The organism is Candidatus Aminicenantes bacterium (assembly GCA_026393795.1).
Lineage (GTDB): Bacteria > Acidobacteriota > Aminicenantia > UBA2199 > UBA2199 > UBA2199.
Genome location: JAPKZL010000070.1, coordinates 1 through 3,544 on the forward strand (window position 1 = coordinate 1; position 3,544 = coordinate 3,544).

At 57.1% G+C, this 3,544-nt stretch carries 3 protein-coding genes; all 3 read right to left on the reverse strand.

The genetic code is table 11. From position 1 onward, the window contains the following. Positions 1-1,236: C69 family dipeptidase (locus NTW95_03395; protein MCX6556466.1), on the reverse strand; the 1,236-nt coding region annotated here is incomplete at its 3' end. A 69-nt stretch (positions 1,237-1,305) separates the two neighbouring features. Next, complete coding sequence (locus tag NTW95_03400; protein ID MCX6556467.1) at positions 1,306-2,007, reverse strand: hypothetical protein; 702 nt, start codon at positions 2,005-2,007, stop codon at positions 1,306-1,308. 3 nt (positions 2,008-2,010) lie between these two features. After that, on the reverse strand, positions 2,011-3,336 hold the full coding sequence (locus tag NTW95_03405; protein MCX6556468.1) for a hypothetical protein: 1,326 nt from the start codon (positions 3,334-3,336) through the stop codon (positions 2,011-2,013). Positions 3,337-3,544: the final 208 nt, after the last annotated feature.

Sequence of the window (3,544 nt, forward strand, 5' to 3'; positions counted from 1 at the left end):
GCGCAACTGGCAGACCATGCCGTAATGACCGCGGTGGCGGGCCACCATCCGGCGGTAGCTGAGCTTGAGCAACGCACGCAAATCGCTCATCGGAAACGGAGTAGCCAGTGGACTCACCTTGAAGCCGCCCTGGCCATCCGCGACCAGCCATTGGGGTTGGGCAGTCATATCATAGACGGTACCGGCGAAAACCGAACGCTGGAAAGCGATCACATCATGGACTGAAATCTTTGTTTCCGGTTTGGCGGAGAAAGGATAGAGAGAGAGGGGCTCGACGAATTGATAGTAGGGAATGATGGTTTCGAAGGGATTTTTGTCCAATTTTCTTTTAGGCCATTCAGCCAAATGAGGCATGAAGGTGCTGTAAAACAACCAGAAACGACTGGTAGCGAATTCTTCCGGCAGCGGAGCGTAAGCATCCTGCCAGATAAAAGGTTTTCCTGAAGCGGGTTTGTACCAACCGCGGTCCAGCGCTTCCTGCAAGTAGTTTGCCGAAACCATAAAATTATCTTTATCATTCGGGTTGATTTCCTTGATGATGCTCCAGTTGGGGATCATCAAAGCCTGGTCATCGCCGATACGCTGCGCCGCCCAGATAGCGCCGGGTTTACCGCTTTCTTTTGTCCACCCAGGGCCGACGCCGAAAATTTCCAGCACCCAGGCTTCTTCAGGATCGCCGATCACCAAGTCCTCGGCGCCGTCACCGCTCGAGGGCAGAAAACCGTAGGTCTCCATGAAAGAACCGATGAGCTTGACCGCCGCGCGCGCTTTTTTGCAGCGCTGCAAGGCAAAGATCATGGCCTGTTCCACGGTCATGATTTGCTTTCCGGTTTCGCGGGTGACCACCAGTTCCCGGCGTTGGCTGGTCGTGCTCTCGGCAATGGCAAGCTGATACTCGTTGATATGCGAGTAGGCCGAGTGGATATAGGCATAGGTTTCACTCACCTGCGGGATGGTGCCGAGCACTTCACCGTCGTCACGCAACGGTCGGCCGAGGTCAGTGATGCCCCAATAAATTGGGGCCGTTTCGCCCGCTTTGTGCCTGGCGGCCGGCACGATATAGACGCGCGAGTTAGGCCCGCCATCCGTATGCGACAGGATCACCGAACCGTCAGCCGAGACTTTTTTCCCCACGGCAATCACGGTGCATCCGTCATCTTCGGTGGCGCCGGCAGCGGTTGGAACCACAAAAACGGCCAACAGAATAACCAGGATGAAAAAAGTAGGTTTTCTCATGGACCTATTCTAATTTATGGGTGACCCACTGTCAAAAGGGACTGCTTGTGGCGCGCTGCACCTTTCGCTCTATATCGTGTAGCCCAGGCTCAGTTCCAACGCCCAGACCGGAGAGCGCAGGTAGGAACGGTGGCGCGGCCCGAAACGGTCGTCAAACAGGTCGGTGACATCTATGCCCCGCCCAGGCCCCTTGGCGTACAGGTAGCCGATAAAGCGGTAGATGAGGCTGCCGCTGAAGAACATCCGCGAAGAAACCGGCAGCAGCAGGCCCGCCCCGGCATTGGCCCCCACCCCCAGGTAGGTGGCGTTGACGACATTCCCATTCTTGTCCGCGGCGTTGTTGTCCACTGTCAGCCAGGGGAAACTGAGGCCGAAATGGAGAAAGACCTTCGCCACGGAGCTTTTCAGCAGGAAGGTGCGCGAGTTGATCTGGACCAGTCGCGAGATGGCCGTGCCGTTCCGACCCTGGAAGGTCACATCGTGGCCTGAGACCAGGTAGGAGATCGACCACAAACCGGAGTGGAAACGGCGGCCGAAGCCGACGCCGAAACCGAGGCTGTCCTTGACGCGCGGGATGTAGAAGACCTGCTCGGCGTTGCCCAGGACCATGCTGCCGTCAAGGTCGCGATGGCTGAAGGACAGGTACTGGGCGGTCACCTCGAAAAACAACGACCCGCCCTCGACCGCGGGCACCTTTTCAACCTCCGCTTCCTGGGACCATCCAGGCAGCGCCAGCAGCAGCAAAAGCGGCAGAGCGGCTATTTTTCGCAAGCCTTACTTGCCCGCCTCGCCGCCAACCGGCGGCGCTGCGGCGGCGCCTTCCGGCAGCACGGCCTTTTCCCTGGCGATGTCGACGACGGCCTCGATGATCTCGGCCAGGGTAAAGACTTCAAAACTATGGTTGATTGTATAGACCAAGCCGGTGTCAGAATTTTCCCAGACGTGGCAGAAGCCCTTGCCGCGGGCCATGATGGCGGCGATCTTTTCCAGGCCGACGGAGGCCGGGAAAATGGTCTTGTTTTCGCGCAGGATCTGGGCGAGCAAACGCGGCAGCATGGGGCTGGCATAGCCGAAACCGTTGCCGCGCTTGGGCATCTTGGTGGCCATGGTCTTGTATTCGGCGCTGTCGCTTAAGCGCGGGCTGTCGGGATTGAAAACGCCCTGAACCACCGAAGCCAGCGTGGCCGCGATCAGCCAGTCGCCCTTCTGGGCGATGATCGGCTCCAACGGGAAAGGCATGGGCATCCTTGGAAAGCTGATCTTCTTGATTCCGTTTTCATCGCGGATCTGGGCCTTGCCCGTTCCGGCCAGCTTGCCCTTGAGCAGGTCGAACAGGTAGGAATCATTGACCTTGATAAGCAGGGCGATTCCCGGTTCGGGGATCGAAATGGAAGAGCCGCCTATGGGCACAGCCACGCGTTTTTCCGGGTCGAGGGTCAGCAGGAAGCCCAGGCGTCCGCCGTAGGATTTGAGCAGGCGGTTGCCGTCGATGCCGGCGCTGGCCAGTCCCATTTTCATCATCTCCAGCCCCTGCCCCATGCCCTGGCCGGGCATGTTTTGCCCCTGCTTGCCGATCCATTCGCCCAGTTTTTCGATATTGTAATCGGAGACGAAAGCCAAAGCCGTGTTATCGCCGAGCATCTCCAGCTCATCCAGATAGCGGGGAGCGGGGCCGGATATATTCCAGATCAGCCCCTGGTTGCGCCCGGGGCGATGGAAGATGACGACGCGGTTGCGGTGCAAGCCCGGTTGCAGGGTGATCGAGCTGAACCCCACGCCGGCGATCTCCTCGAGCCCGTAGCCTTTCAAGAGCATGTTGAACACGTTGAAAGCTTGGGCCGTTTTATCCTCGGGGCCGGCGGCAGCGGGGACCAGTTTTTTTTGCAGGTTGGTCAACAGACCCGTAAAAGCCGCCGTGATCTTTTCGGTATGCAGGTAGGCGAACGCTTCGCCGCCCTGGTCCAGCTTGGCCGTCACTTGCCAGTAGGTGTTGTCTTCGGCCGAACGGTTCCATTGCGGGATGACGACCTTGATCACGGCCCACATGGCCGCGGCGCCGATCAGCAAGGCACAAAGGGCTAGAATCAGTGTTTTTTTCATGTTCCACCTCACCCGATCATTATAAGCAGATAAAATAAAAATGCAAGGTTGTCAGTTTCATATATTCACGGGCTGTTGCCCAAATCCGATAAATCATAGAAAGAGTTTAAATATTTTTTAGTGATGTTTTATTGAAAACAAGTCTATAAAATGGGACAATTTTATCATGGAAAATAGCTTGGAGAGCAAGTCATGATCGGGTTTGAGA

Coding starts and splice junctions, on each gene's coding strand:
- NTW95_03405 (MCX6556468.1), bottom strand. CDS start 3,336: ATGAAAAAAACACTGATTCTAGCCCTTTGTGCCTTGCTGATCGGCGCC.